Origin of the sequence: Paenibacillus sp. FSL H7-689, from assembly GCF_000517905.1 — a bacterium.
GTDB lineage: Bacteria > Bacillota > Bacilli > Paenibacillales > Paenibacillaceae > Paenibacillus > Paenibacillus amylolyticus.
Window position 1 is genome coordinate 77,837 of sequence record NZ_ASPU01000005.1, and the last position, 13,405, is coordinate 91,241.

Sequence of the window (13,405 nt, forward strand, 5' to 3'; positions counted from 1 at the left end):
TTAGTTGGAAGAGGAGGATCGAAGTGTGGCAAAACCCGACAATAAAGGTACTTATAGCTTTCAGGATTGGTTAACATGGGAAGGATCATGGGAATTAATTAACGGCAGAGCTTTTAATATCTCGCCAGTACCTACTTCATCGCACCAGTTTATTGTGGGTGAGCTGCACTTCTCTTTGCGGACTTTTTTTCAGAATCGGAAATGTTTCGTGTTTGTTGCCCCTTTTGATGTGTATTTTAGCGAAAATGAACAATACGACCTACCAGATCAAGTTGTACAGCCTGATTTATCGGTAGTGTGCTCCAAAGACCAGATATCCAAAAGTGGCTGTCACGGTGCACCTTCTTTAATTATCGAGGTGTTATCGCCTTCGACTGCGTTAAAGGATTTTAACGAAAAATTTAACTTGTATCAGAAATATGGTGTGAACGAATACTGGATTGTTGACCCCGGGAATCAAACCGTCCATGTGTACACGCTGGAGGATGGCAGCTACCAGACCCGTCATCTGTATACAGAGCAGGAAACGATTCAATCGGTTATATATCCTGAATTGGTAATTCCGTTGGATTCGCTGTTCAAGTTCAGGTAGTGCGAAGCGTCAATCTGTCTGCTACAGACGAAGCAATAAGGCGGCCACTTTTTTATTCTAACGAACCGTACACGTCTTATATGGGCAATATTGATGTGGTGGAAAATGTAACGAATCTCAGCGATGCTATTTCATTCGAAATAAGCGATAAACAACGTCTTTTCGCCTAAAACGGGAACATAACGTGTCTCAGGTTCGTTACATTTTCAGAAGAGCTGGAATGTACCTAATAACGTCACCTCAGTTCGTTAGATGTAGAACACGGCATCAAAATTTTAATAAGAACACGAAAAATAATGAACCAACGTAAAAGGGACGAAAGCGGATGATCTCCGATTCGTCCTTTTTGCTTTGCTCCTTTTTTAGACAAGTCTTATATAAAAAATGACACGCATAGCTATTTTCCACGTATTACCTGATAACATTTCTTCTCCACAATCTGCTGTCTCGTAAAGCTCACTTTTTATGGATTGACCACAAAATTTCCTGCCAAGTTCCACGTTGTCCCTGAAAATATGAAATGGGATAAGCCCAAACCACGTATATTATGAGTATCCAAATATTCAATCATATCCACCTGAGAGCGTTAACATCATGTACAATAAGAATAAGTTGAACAGGAAAATTACGACATGAAGCACCAATATATAACATGAAAGGAGGTCGGATGATTGAACATGATCAAGTACATAAAATTGTTGGGATTAATCCTCGGTATTGTGGCTGTGAATGTTCTCGCATTCTCACCCGGCTTTATCGGGCTGAATTTCGAGGAGGGTGCATTCACAACTGCGCTATCCGTTACCCTTCTGTTCGGTAGTGCAATGGCACTCCTATATGGGAGTTATGCCCTGCTGTTCAGACAACCGGTAGTGCTGCCCGTGAAGCATATTGAAACGCATGAAGATTATGTGGAAGCACTATCTTTTTATAGACGCATTAAAGTCCTCGAAGAAGATATTACGCTGGGGCTGTCCCAACTTAGCCGAATGAAAAAGAAAAAAGAAACACTTCTGAATGTGCTTCATCAGCGTTTTGATCCAGGGGAACTGAGCTACAAGAAATTCGCTTCGGTCACACTTGAAGTAGAGAAGCTGTTATACCTGAACATCCGCAGTGTGCTGAACCGGTTGAACGTATTCGATGAAGCTGACTATGCCAACATGATGAAATCCAAATCCTCAACACTTCCCCAGAAGCTTTTTCAGGAAAAAACCAAAGTATACAACGATTATCTGTCTTATGTGAAAAATGCATTACACACCAATGAGGAGATTTTGCTCAAGCTCGATCAGTTGTTACTCGAGATTTCACGTCTCGACAGCTTTGAAGCCGGAGATATTGAACAGATGCCTTGTATGCAGGAGATTGATCAGTTAATCAAGCATACCAAATTATACAGACAGTGAGGGGTTGCGAGTATGGCCAAGAAGGGAAAGTTTTTTTTCATATCGATTGTAATGCTGGTGCTCGTATTTGGTCTGGTCTATGCAGGGATTACACTGACGTCGAACTTTGGCAAGTCGACTACACAGGTGAGCACAGAGAATGCAGGTAAGGAACTGGGAAAACTGTACGCGGACATTGCGCCAGCGACGGCGGAACCGGTCAAAGGACAGATTGATCTCGACCCGGTCGATGTGGCAGAATCACTGCCGGATATCTCCAAATTTGCAATTGCCGTAGAGAATACAACAAATGATTACGTCGAAATCTTCTCTTCCCCAGAGAAGTCGGGCAGCGGGGTAGACGGCTGGTTAACCGAAGTGGGCGAGGAGTTCAACAAAGCGAATATCACCGTTGGCGGGAAACAAGTATCGGTCAAAATCCGCAACATTGCCTCCGGTACGGCCACCGATTATATCAAGTCTGGTAAGTATATGCCGGATGCATTCACCCCTTCTAACGAATTGTGGGGCGAAATGGTTGAAGCCAGTGGGGTGAAGACCGAGATGGTGTCCGAGCGATTGGTAGGGAATGTTCCGGGTATTGTCATCTCCAAAGCGAAATACGATGCACTGGTTGATACGTACGGCTCCGTTAATGTAAAAACCGTAACCGAAGCGATTGCCAACAATGAACTCGCGATGGGATATACCGATCCATTTGCCAGCTCCACAGGACTGAATTTCCTGGTGACCGCACTGAATACGTATGACAGCGCCAACCCGCTTGGCGAGAAGGCTATTGAAGGGTTCGAAAAATTCCAGACGAATGTACCGTTTACAGCGTCGACAACGATTCAGATGAGGGAGGCTGCCAAGTCCGGCAGACTGGATGCCTTTGTACTCGAATACCAGACGTATGTGAATACCGCTGATCTGAAGAGTGGTTACGTCTTTACACCATTTGGCGTGAGACATGACAGTCCGCTGTATGCACTCGGTCAACTGCCGCAGAACAAACAGGAGATCGTCCAAAAGTTTGCGGAATTCGTAACCCAGGCGAAGTACCAACAATCGGCGGAGGAGTTCGGTTTCAACGGGCTACAGGATTACAAATCCGAACTGGTTACCGTGGATGGCGGCACGTTGCTGTCCGCACAGAAAGTATGGAAAGAGAAGAAGAACGGCAGCAAACCCATTGCCGCCGTGTTCGTGACAGACGTGTCCGGAAGCATGGACGGCGAACCGCTTAACCGACTGAAGGAATCCCTGCGCAAAGGTCAGAAGTATCTGGGCACAGACAACAGTATTGGCCTGGTCTCTTACTCCAGCGGGGTAACCGTGAATCTGCCGATTGCCAAGTATGATACGAACCAGCAGTCCATGTTTGTCGGAACAGTTGATAGTCTGCAAGCTGGCGGTGGTACGGCGACCTTTGACGGGATCGTGGTGGCGATGAAGATGCTGGAAGATTATATGGCTGCTGATCCAAACGTGAAGCCGCTGATCTTTGTCCTAAGTGATGGCGAGACCAACGAAGGTCATACCCTCAAGGATATCCGGGATCTGGTCGAGACGTACAAAGTGCCAATCTATACGATTGGATACAACGCGGACATCAAGGCTTTGGAGAGCATCTCCAGCATTAACGAAGCAGCAAGCATCAATGCCGATACCGACGATGTCGTGTACAAGATTGGAAACCTGTTTAACGTACAGATGTAATCTAAAGGGGGAACTGTAGATGTCATTTTCAATGGAAATACCGAGCCAGAAGGAAATTCAGAAGGTGATTGAGGAAGAGGTGAAACCCGTGCCCGCCGAGGTCGCGGAGCTTCAACAAGTGGCAAATGCCAACGTAGAGATGATCATGACACTGGATCTCGAGTCCCTGGAGAAACGCAAAGAGATTCTGCAATCCATTGACGGCTTTGGCATGAACACGATGAGATCCTCTTCTGAGAAAAACGCCTTGCTTCAAGTCTCCGTTGGACATCTGTCCAAGACGGGAGACGAGGGCGGTCAGGTCGCCAAAGGTTTGACCGAGTTGCATATGCAACTGAAGGATCTCGACCCAAGCGTGGTCGACTTTGCCAAGACCGGTTTCCTTGGGAAATTGTTCAATCCGCTTCGCGCCTATTTCCTGAAATACCAGAAGGCTGACGCAGTCATCGCTGACATCGTAACCTCTTTGGATAAAGGCAGATCCACCCTGCGTAATGATAATACAACGCTGGAGATCGAACAACAGAACCTGCGAGAACTCACCAAGCGACTGCAAAAGGAAATCCAGCTTGGTGTGCTTATGGATGAGTCCATCGATGCGCAGATTGAAGCGGCCAAGGTTCGGAATGAGGACCCTGAAAAAGTCCGGTTTATTACCGAAGAAGTGCTGTTCCCGCTCCGTCAGCGGGTGATGGATCTGCAGCAGATGCTAGTCGTGAACCAGCAGGGTATCATGGCGATTGAAGTAGTCATCCGCAATAATAAGGAACTGATCCGAGGCGTAGACCGTGCGAAGAATGTAACGATTTCGGCATTGAAAATTGCCGTTACAGTAGCGAGTGCTTTGTATAATCAGAAGATTGTATTGCAGAAAATTGAGTTGCTGAACCAGACAACCAACGATCTGATCGCAGGTACTTCCAAAATGCTGAAGGATCAGGGGATTGCCATTCAGAAGCAGGCGTATGAAGCCAGCATCTCCGTGGATACGATGAAACAGGCGTTCACCGATGTGCTGTCGGCGCTCGATTCGATCAGTCTTTATAAGCAGGAAGCTCTGCCAAGAATGCGTGAGACGATTAACCAGTTCCGTGAACTTGCGGATACCGGCGAGCAACAGATTCAGCGGTTGGAGAAAGGGCAAAAGCTGGGGCTGTAGTGAGCAGATTAAGGCCAAGGACATAATCTGCCGGAAAAGACTCCCTCGGGAGTCTTTTTTTGATGTCAGCTTTGTATAATTCATGGCATTGCTCGCGGGTACCGAATTTCGACGAACAGAATCATTCTGATCTACTTATTGCTGATGGGGAGCTGCTTAGTCTTTTAATCCAACTATTGATGGAATCTCCATATACAATTATAGCCAATTGAATTAAAATTAAAGAGGCTTGTAGCCGGGGAGTTGGACTAACTATATACAGAAATAGAGGGATACGATGAAGGGTCAGAAGGTGTTTGCCATACTGCTGGGAGCGTCTATTGTATTGAGCGGTTGTGGCGGGATTGAGATTACCATTAAGGAAGAAGGGAAGAGCCAAGAATTACAGGAGACAACCAAACCAGTTATACAGTCAGATGTAGTTCAAGGCGGAGAGCAGGTAGAGCTAACGGTTAACTCGAAGAGTGAAGCTCAAACGGAAGTTAACAAGGTTCAAGAAGATACGGCTCAGGAAATAGCAGTAGAGAAGCTTAAGGAAGAAGCAAGCTACGCTGTGTCTGAGACGTCAGCAGAACAAAGTATTGATTATCTGAAGCCAACGTCTTCAGAAATAAATCTGCGCGTTGCACCTAGTATCAATGCAAGATCAGTAGGTATCCTATACCAAGACGATGAAGCTGTATATTTGCACCGCAAAAATTTTGATCCCTCGGACGGTCGTACCTGGTATCAGGTAAGTATTTCGGATGGAAGCATCGGATGGGTGAGCAGTAAAGTGGTGAAGCAATCGGATGGTCGTTATTACGAAGGAAATGCGTATTCCACATCTAAAGCGCAGTTCGTGACCGTATCGGTGGCCCATGCAAATATGCGAGATATACCTTCGATCAACGGATCTGCTGTTGCCGTTGTGGACAAAGGAGATCAATTGGAACACTGGGGCGGTTCCGTTTATGATCCATCAGATGGTCGTACGTGGTACGAAGTATGGACAAGTAGTGGGAAGTACGGTTGGATTAGCGGCAAAGTAATCACTTGGTAGACGGGAGACTAGAATCTTTATATACCAACTTTACAAGAGATTCATATTAGCATTTTGCTACATTCACACAGTCTAGACGGACCAGAGCCTGAGGAGCACCAGCTTCTTTGCTGAATTTACTCACTAGGATATGAGAAATACATATATGGAAGATACATCCGCAAATTACGGTTGAACGCAGGGTAACCTGCCGATTCAACCGTTCTTTTTATTTTGGCAATATGGATCAACGGCTAAGAAGGAGACTTCTATACAAGGGGACGCCTTAAAGTGTTATCCGGCTTGTAATGGATGATCTTGAACAACTCCTCGGCCATGTAGGTGGGGCTGTGCTTGAAATCCTGTCTGATCCACTCCATGATCATGCCAAATATCGCATGAGATTGGTAGCTTGCCAATATTTCATGGTTGATGTGCGGAGGGAAGATATGGTTCAGATCCTGTAAAGCGAGATCCCGAAGGACATCACAGATCATACGCTGGAAGTTGGAGGAGGCCTCAGATTTCACAACCAGTGTGTAGAATTGTGCGTGTTGGTGTACATGCTCAAATATAGTGATAGCCGAAGAGGGCATCAGATTGACTTCGAACTTTTCCTCATCCTGATAAGGTTTGCGGAAAGAAGTTACCAGATCCTGAATCACATCATCGATAATTTCGTTGAACAGGTCTTCTTTGTACTGATAATGCCTGTAGAAAGTTCCTCGATTCAGGTCGGCTCGCTGCACAATATCCGTAATTGATATTTCTTTAAAGGGATGTTTTTGCATCAAATGGATGAGTGCATCCTTCAGTGCAGCTTTTGATTTTTTAATTCTTCGGTCCATCGAATTCAGAGTTTCAGACATCTATTTTCCTCCTCGCTATATAAGTTGAACTAAAGAATATTTACACTGACCACTTCGATGACAGAACAACCTTCCAATCGCTGTTATCCCCAGATTTTTTTGATTCCTTTTATAAAATGATAAATCCGGGGATAAAGGCGAACGCTCACGCTTCGTCAGGTTATTTCTGTCCTCTCCGTTTTGTGTAAATGTTTAGTTCAATTTATATAGTTCACTTTATCAATTAAAGTACATTCGGGCTTAGTAGTGTTGTTTAACGTACAACTGGACAAGCTTTTACTGATTGAAGTGAAACGCTATGACTTATTATACTAAGGATAAGAGTTAATGAACATTTGTTTGTTAACTTATTGTAAACGAATACACAAAGGAGGATACATGGAATGAAACTTCAAGATAAAGTTGCAGTTGTTACAGGTGCTGGTTCAGGTATGGGGAAAGCAATTGCCACGTTGTATGCTCAAGAAGGCGCGAAAGTCGTCGTATCGGATATTAACGAAGAATCCGCACAAGCGGTAGTGAATGATATTAAAGCCCAGGGTGGAGAAGCGATTGTCGTTCTGGCCAATGTAGCTAAAGAAGAAGATGTGCAAAATCTGATCGATACGACGGTGAGCACATACGGTACAGTAGATATTCTGGTTAACAATGCGGGAATTATGGATGGCATGGAGCCGGCAGCAGATGTAACGGATGAGAAGTGGGAGAGATTGTTTGCTGTGAACACAACCAGTGTGATGCGGACAACGCGTAAAGTATTGCCGATCTTCCTGGAAAAACAAAAAGGCGTTATCGTGAACATTGCTTCAGCAGGGGGCCTACACGGCGGACGTGCAGGAGCAGCCTATACAGCTTCCAAACATGCGGTCGTGGGCTTCACCAAAAATACAGGGTATATGTATGCTGAGCAAGGCATTCGCTGTAACGCGATCGCTCCAGGCGCTGTGGCAACCAATATCAGCACATCTATGGCAGGTATTAGCCATTTCGGTGCAGGGCGTCAACAGCTTGGGATGGCAATCAACCCACGCATCGGGACGAGCGAAGAGATCGCCAAAGTGGCTTTGTTCCTTGGATCTGACGAGTCCAGCTTCGTGAACGGAACTGTCGTTACAGCTGATGCAGGCTGGAGCTCTTATTAATCCATTGAAGTGCAGCCAAGCGTGGAGTACGGAAATAGTGTGTGAATTAAGGAAGCCGCAAGAGTATATGCGGCTTCTTTTTTTGCACCTATGCACCTACGTACGGTGGATAGCAGCATCATATTCCGTATAGGACAAACGTTTGCATTATTACACGGATACCCGAAATGAATCAATCTAAGGGTGGCTTTGGCTTGGAAAAGAGTGAGGATTCACGCACGATCAGACGATGGGGGATGATGACCGGATTATGAAGCTGTGGTTCCCCACTAAGAATTTTTAACAATACCTGAACGGCTGTATAACCAAGCTGATAAGTCCCGATGTCGATAGAGCTTAGGGGTGGAGAAGCCAGTTCCGATAATGCAATATTGTTAAAACTGACCACACTGATATCTTCAGGCACCAGATAATGAAGCTCAGCAAGAGCTCTCAATACCCCAAAGGCCACATTGTCATCGATGACAACAATTGCGGTGGGTCTGTCCGGCAAGGACATGAACAGCGACATCGCTCTGAATCCACTTTCCTGCAGAAATTCGCCTTCCACAATCCAATCACTATCCGCATCCAGCCCGGCTTGGGCAAGCGCTTTTTGGTATCCTAACATACGATCATGCGATAACGTAATGTCCGGAGGACCGCTGACAAATCCGATTCGCGTATGTCCTTGGGCGATCAGATGATGAGTCGCATCATAAGCGGTCTGCACATTATCGTTATCCACCATGGGGGCATTTGGATGAGCTTCACTGCGACCGATTAACACAAAAGGAAACTTTTCCGCTTCCAAAAATGAAATGATGGGATCATCTCGCTTGGACCCAAGCAGCAGAATACCATCCACTCTACGGCCATGCACAAGGCGTGATATCGCATGCAGTTCATTGTCTGATGATGTTTCAGTTGTTAGCAGCAATTCATAGTTCATTCGGGTGGCATGTGTAATAATACCTCGGAGCAGTTCCCCGAAAAAGTAATTTTGAAACAACTCTTCTGCAGGACGCGGAAGCATAATCCCAAGGGTATGTGTTGTTTTGGAAACCAGGCTCTTCGCGATGATGTTGGGATGGTAGTTCAATTCTTTCATAATTTGCTTCACTTTGAGAGACGTTTTGGTGCTGATTCTAGGATGGTTGGAAATCACCCGTGACACTGTAGAAGGGGAAACACCCGCCAATTTGGCAATATCCTTGATCGTAATCATGTGAAAAAATCCCTTCTGAACAATCGTATAAATATTCTCCTATGGTAATCCAAAGGATACGAGAAATCAATTGCTAACTGCCGAGTAAGGGATGCACGCCAAGTGAAATTAAGGAAGAAAGAGTCAGAACAAGGAAACAGGAAATTACTGCAGGTAGAAGAAGGAAATTGGTTAAAATTGAGCAAATATGGCTTGTGCAAACGTTTGTGCAAATAAAGATCGTTATTGTATGATGTGATTGTTATTGTAGCGCTTACATCGTTGGATTTACATACCTCTTGACTTGTTTACCCCTACATATTGAACGAATAGGTCATCTTGTCTCCCATTTGAGCAAACGTTTGTACAAAATGGAATATGGGATGTAAAACCTGACAACATACGCAGACAAAAGGGTGAAAAGCGCGAACTTTGTTGGACCAAGCAGAGGGAAGGGGACATTTTACATGAGAAAATGGCAAGGGGCAACATTGTCCGTCATGATGGCTTTTACACTGGCTGCATGCGGGGCTGGAGGCGGAAGTCCATCTCCAACTACGGCAGGTGAGAATCCGGAGGAAGTTGTAGAGCTGACATCCGAGAACCTTCAACCGGAAGAAGGGGCAACGCTGGTGATCTGGGAGGATAAAAATCAAAGCAGCTTTATTGAACAAAGAGCCAAAAAATTCGAAGAAAAATATGGGGTAACGGTCAAAATGGAGGAGTTGCCTCCAACCGATCAGGTAACCAAGCTGACGACGGATGGCCCAGCGGGTCTGGCGGCAGATGTGGTTGTTTTCCCACATGATAAGATTGGTAGCGCTTCAGAGGCGGGACTTATTCTTCCCAATGACATATTCGAAGCAGAGACCGCAGAGAACACCAGCGACAACGCGCTGAAGGCAGTGACGTTCAAGGATATCCTGTACGGCTATCCGTACAGCGTGGAGACCTACGCCCTTTTCTATAACAAGGCACTCTATCCAGAAGCTCCGAAAAACTTTGATGAGATTATCAGTTTCGCCAAGACGTTCAATAATGTGAAGTCCAATCAGTATGCGCTGATGTGGGAATTGCAGCAATTTTACTATAACTATGCGTTCCTGGCTTCACAGGGCGGTTATATTTTTGGGGACAACGGGATGGATAGCACGGATCTCGGTCTGAATAACGAAGGAGCCCAGAAGGGTGGACAGTTCTTGCAGACGCTGAAGTCGGAAGTGCTGCCGCTCAAGATGGGTGACGTGAACTATGATATCAAAAAAGGATTATTCTCCAGCGGCAAGCTGGCTATGGACATTAACGGTCCGTGGACCATTGCCGATTATCGCAATGCAGGTATTGATTTTGGCGTTGCTCCGCTTCCGGCAATCGATGGCAAACCGATGACCTCCTTCTCAGGTGTTAAAGCCTATTATGTGAATGCATTTACACAATACCCGAATGCGTCGAAGCTCTTGGCAGCGTTCCTTTCCAATGAAGAAGCTCAGATGGAGAACTTTGACCTGAATGGTACACTTCCTGCGAACAAAAACGTAGCTGCTGATCCGAAGCTACAAGAGGACCCAATCAACAAGGCGTTCCTGGAACAGTTCAACAACTCAACACCAATGCCTTCGCTTCCTGCCATGGACAGCGTATGGGGACCAATCACGTCGGCCATTACGGATATCTGGGATACCGATAAGGACGTGAAGGCGTCACTGGATAACGCTGTGAAACAGATCCAGGAAAGCCTTGCAACCGTCCAATAAGAACGAACGACGAGTGCAAAGATATGCATAAGAACTGTATAAATTGAACTTCATATTTACACAAAAACGGAGAGGGCAGAAGGAAGCTGAAGAAGTGAAGCTAAAAGCTTTCTGAAAGAAAGCTACTTCGGAAGCATAGGCTCGCCTTTATCAGCGATCGGAAGCTTGTTCTGTCATCGGAGTGGTCAGTGTAAGTACACTTTTGTTCAATATATACAAGTTAGCAATAGGCGGGGAGGAGAGAGCGAATGCAACAGCAGCATGTCCCGGTGCCTGTTGGACCGAACAGGGAAAGACAGCACCGGATGACAGCGGCTATATGTTCCATCATACTGCAAGGTCTTGGACAGCTGTACAATCGACAATGGATTAAGGGAATTTGTCTACTGTTACTGGAGGGAGCAGGGCTTGCGTACCTGCTTCCTCGCCTGTCGCAGGCCGTATGGGGCATATGGACACTGGGGGAAAATACACAGCGTTTTGTCAAAGTGAATGGGTCCACCGTACTTCAAAGGGGAGACCATTCCATCTTTTTGCTGCTTGATGGCATTATCATACTGCTGGTGTTTTTTGTGTTTATTCTGATCTACATCCTGAATATCCGGGATGCGTACGTCACGGGACTTGCGAGGGAAGAAGGCAAGCAGACCCTGGGTGCAGCGGCTTCGCTTCGAAACATGATGGACAAAAACTTTCCGTATCTGTTTCTGTCCATTCCGGCACTGGGGATACTCTTCTTCACCGTTATGCCCATCCTGTTTACGATCACAATTGCATTTACGAACTATTCGGCCCCGGATCATATTCCGCCAGCCAAACTCGTGGACTGGGTGGGCTTCAAGACGTTCAGTGATCTGATTCAATTGAAATCCTGGAGCCAGACATTTTACGGCGTGCTCACTTGGACGGTCATCTGGGCCATTCTGGCTACAGTCACCACCTATTTTGGCGGCGTGTTAGTAGCACTGTTAATTGAACAGCGGGGCATACGTTTCAAAAAGCTGTGGCGGACCATCTTCATTCTGCCTTATGCCATCCCGCAGATTATCTCCTTGCTGCTCATGCGTAATCTGTTCAATGGTCAGTTTGGTCCGATCAATACGTACATGAGAGCATTTGGGCTGGAGGGATTACCCTGGCTGACAGATCCGTTCTGGGCCAAAGTCACCGTCATTGTTGTCAACATGTGGATTGGTATTCCGGTCAGTATGGTGCTGATTCTTGGTGTATTGACAGCCATCCCTCGTGATCTCTACGAGGCTGCCGAAGTGGACGGAGCATCTGCGTTTCAGAAATTCAGGATCATTACGATGCCGTTCATTCTTTTTGCCACAACTCCGGTACTCATCATGCAGTTCGCCGGAAATTTCAACAACTTCAATGTCATCTTCCTGCTGACCAACGGGAATCCATTGCGTGGAGACTACCAGTACGCAGGGGCGACGGACCTGTTGGTGACCTGGCTCTACAAGCTCACGCTCGACAATAACAAATTCAACATGGCTTCAGCGGTAGGTATTATCATCTTCCTCATTATCGCTTCATTCTCTATCTGGAACTTCCGCCGCTCCAAATCATTCAAGGAGGAGGACATGATTCAATGAAGACACGTAATAATCCGCTGCGTTTGGCCCTGAGTTATGTGCTATTGCTGATCATCGCCGTTGTCTCCATCTACCCGGTGCTCTGGATCTTTCTCTCTTCCTTGAGACCCGGCGCGGCATTGTTCAGTGAACGGTTGTGGCCCGAAGCATTTACGCTGACCCATTACGGTGAGCTGTTTAATAACCCGTCCTTTATGTACGGCAGATGGTATATGAATACGCTGAAAATTGCCTTTTTCACGATGATCTTCTCCACGTTGATGGTTACGCTTGGGATGTATGCCTTGTCCCGCTTCCGCTTCCGTGGACGTAAAACGATTCTCTCCACCATGCTGATCCTCGGCATGTTCCCAAGCTTCATGAGCATGATTGCAATCTATATCATTTTGCTGCAAATTAAATTGCTCGACACCCACGCTGCGCTCATTCTGGTCTATTCTTCAGGGGCGGTACTGGGCGGATTTATCGTCAAAGGTTTCTTTGACACCATCCCGCGCAGCCTGGACGAAGCGGCGCGCATGGATGGTGCAAGTCATCTGCGTGTATTCACCAGCATCATCCTGCCTTTATCCAAACCAATGCTGACTTATGTGGCACTAACCAGTTTCACCGGTGCTTGGATGGACTTTATCTTCGCCCGGCTGGTGCTGCGGACGAAAGAGAACTGGACGCTTGCGGTGGGTATGTGGGATCTGGTCAACCGTTATCAGGACAGTAACTTTACGATGTTTGCTGCGGGAGCGGTACTGATCGCTATTCCAATTACCCTGCTGTTTGTTTTCCTGCAACGATTCCTGGTTCAGGGTCTGACAGCAGGAGCTTCCAAAGGGTAAACGCAGACTCAGCAAGAAACATTATAGGTCTAGAGACAATATCATCAACTAAGCTAACGACGGCATGATTAATCTCGATTGCGAACACTCACTTAACTCAGGCACTTCCGTGATGTCATGTCTTTATCGACTGGC

The 13,405-nt window shown here is 46.2% G+C and carries 11 protein-coding genes; 9 read left to right on the top strand and 2 right to left on the bottom strand.

The genetic code is table 11. The features are described 5' to 3' along the window. Window positions 1-25 precede the first annotated feature (25 nt). The 5 genes from C170_RS03070 (at window position 26) to C170_RS03090 (ending at window position 5,903) form a co-directional block, all read left to right on the top strand. Complete coding sequence (locus tag C170_RS03070) at window positions 26-592, top strand: Uma2 family endonuclease (protein WP_036606195.1); 567 nt, start codon at window positions 26-28, stop codon at window positions 590-592. Window positions 593-1,269: 677 nt separating this feature from the next. Then, window positions 1,270-2,001 carry a hypothetical protein gene (locus tag C170_RS03075; RefSeq protein ID WP_155985014.1) on the top strand — a complete coding sequence of 244 codons (732 nt, stop codon included), beginning with the start codon at window positions 1,270-1,272 and terminating at the stop codon, window positions 1,999-2,001. A gap of 12 nt (window positions 2,002-2,013) precedes the next feature. Next, on the top strand, window positions 2,014-3,702 hold the full coding sequence (locus C170_RS03080; RefSeq protein ID WP_036606197.1) for a vWA domain-containing protein: 1,689 nt from the start codon (window positions 2,014-2,016) through the stop codon (window positions 3,700-3,702). A gap of 19 nt (window positions 3,703-3,721) precedes the next feature. Beyond that, the gene (locus C170_RS03085) at window positions 3,722-4,861 is read left to right on the top strand and encodes a toxic anion resistance protein (RefSeq protein WP_017690481.1); all 1,140 of its coding nucleotides are present in this window, start codon (window positions 3,722-3,724) and stop codon (window positions 4,859-4,861) included. A gap of 277 nt (window positions 4,862-5,138) precedes the next feature. Next, window positions 5,139-5,903, top strand: a complete 765-nt coding sequence (locus C170_RS03090) for an SH3 domain-containing protein (RefSeq protein ID WP_036606198.1) — start codon at window positions 5,139-5,141, stop codon at window positions 5,901-5,903. 248 nt (window positions 5,904-6,151) lie between these two features. On the opposite strand, the gene C170_RS03095 is transcribed toward C170_RS03090, so the two are convergent. After that, on the bottom strand, window positions 6,152-6,751 hold the full coding sequence (locus tag C170_RS03095; protein WP_036606199.1) for a TetR/AcrR family transcriptional regulator: 600 nt from the start codon (window positions 6,749-6,751) through the stop codon (window positions 6,152-6,154). 383 nt (window positions 6,752-7,134) lie between these two features. Between C170_RS03095 and C170_RS03100 the strand changes: the two genes are divergently transcribed. Beyond that, entirely contained in the window at window positions 7,135-7,893 is a 759-nt protein-coding gene (locus tag C170_RS03100; RefSeq protein ID WP_036606200.1) for an SDR family oxidoreductase, read from the top strand. A 172-nt stretch (window positions 7,894-8,065) separates the two neighbouring features. On the opposite strand, the gene C170_RS03105 is transcribed toward C170_RS03100, so the two are convergent. Continuing rightward, complete coding sequence (locus tag C170_RS03105; protein WP_036606201.1) at window positions 8,066-9,100, bottom strand: LacI family DNA-binding transcriptional regulator; 1,035 nt, start codon at window positions 9,098-9,100, stop codon at window positions 8,066-8,068. 446 nt (window positions 9,101-9,546) lie between these two features. Here C170_RS03105 and C170_RS03110 point away from each other — a divergent pair, with 446 nt between their 5' ends. From C170_RS03110 to C170_RS03120, 3 genes are all read left to right on the top strand, one after another. Then, entirely contained in the window at window positions 9,547-10,833 is a 1,287-nt protein-coding gene (locus C170_RS03110) for a sugar ABC transporter substrate-binding protein (RefSeq protein ID WP_051446964.1), read from the top strand. Window positions 10,834-11,081: 248 nt separating this feature from the next. Continuing rightward, entirely contained in the window at window positions 11,082-12,437 is a 1,356-nt protein-coding gene (locus tag C170_RS03115) for a sugar ABC transporter permease (RefSeq protein WP_051446965.1), read from the top strand. Then, on the top strand, window positions 12,434-13,270 hold the full coding sequence (locus C170_RS03120; protein WP_017690474.1) for a sugar ABC transporter permease: 837 nt from the start codon (window positions 12,434-12,436) through the stop codon (window positions 13,268-13,270). The genes C170_RS03115 and C170_RS03120 overlap by 4 nt, the downstream gene beginning before the upstream one ends. Window positions 13,271-13,405: the final 135 nt, after the last annotated feature.